Annotated in this window: 1 protein-coding gene and 1 pseudogene; one reads left to right on the top strand and one right to left on the bottom strand. The window is 45.8% G+C overall.

What is annotated here, in order from left to right; translation table 11 throughout:
* A pseudogene (locus A3761_RS26660) lies at nt 1-608 on the top strand (hypothetical protein); the annotation flags it as partial.
* Between the two features lie 38 nt (nt 609-646).
* Here the strand turns inward: A3761_RS26660 and A3761_RS26655 are convergent.
* A partial coding sequence (locus tag A3761_RS26655; RefSeq protein WP_068749698.1) for a hypothetical protein occupies nt 647-1178 on the bottom strand: 532 nt, incomplete at its 5' end.

Here is a 1178-nt window from a genome sequence, read left to right as displayed (position 1 = left end):
TCGTGATTATCAGCCCTGGTAAATCTTTGATCGATGCCTTTCCCAAAGAATGGCTAAATGAAGAGCTCTGCATGCACCTGGTGATGCCAAACAGTTTTCACTATATGGGCGTTCAAGCCTGGCGAGATGCTTTTCCGAAACATCGCTTGTATGCAAGTAAAGGGGCGATCAAGCGTTTAGTTAAACAAGGGGTAGCTAGTTCAGAAAGCGATATCACTGCACTGGAAAGTGAGTTACCGCCACTGCCATTTAATTACTCTGTACTGATTCCACCAGGTCACCGGGGTCATGATGCCTGGTTTAAAAAGCACGATAAAGACTCGCAAACCAGCTTATGGATTACTTGTGATAGCTTTTTGAACTATGAACGCATGTCTAACCAGCCGATTGCAAAAGTCATGCAGAAAGTGCTTGGCGCTGCACCGGGTTTAAAAATGAGTCAAGTGATCAAGTGGTTTCTTCTTGACGATAAGGCCACGTTTAAACAGTGGGCATTGAAGCAAATAGACAATGACCAACCAGCAATCTTAATTCCAAGTCATGGAGAAGTGTTAGCCTCAGCAGAACTACCAATGAAACTTATTTCCCTGTTAAATAAGCGCTTATAACCGGCCTTTAGATAGTCACTGAGCCGCTATCATTTCAGCTAGTACTTGCAATAGAGTTTTTTAATTTCCTGCTGAAATTCGCGCTCTTCTCTTGGCAGATAAAGCTTATACTTGCGCTGAATAATCTCTCGGCGCACGATATAGTCACACCAATAAGCTTTGTTCTCGGGCATCCACTGGGTCGGCGACTTCCCTGCGCGGGCTTTTTTGCTCATGGAAGCTACCGGCACGATGTTATCTGAATCGCTCACCAGCTCCATACGTTGAGCATGAGACCAGTACGCACCACCGTAACGGTGGGCTTCTCTATAGCTCACCAACTGATCTAGTGCGATATCACCTAACTCAGTAATAACTTCGGTGGTATAGGGGTCAAGCCATTCGCCTTCGACAACGAAAACACAGTCACCTTTTTTGGCATAGCGAATATCGACTGTACTCGCTGTTGCCAGCGCTTGTGTATAAGCTTTTTGGCAACTTCGTGTTCTAGGTTGCCAATCTCTTGGGGAAAAAGGCCGGTCTTTCGCAGCAGCTGCCTCGGTTCCTTTATGAATTGTAAAGCAAGGCTCC

The organism is Oleiphilus sp. HI0123 (assembly GCF_001635315.1).
Note: the sequence above shows the minus strand (reverse complement) of the source record. Positions and strands in the feature narration are given on the sequence as shown.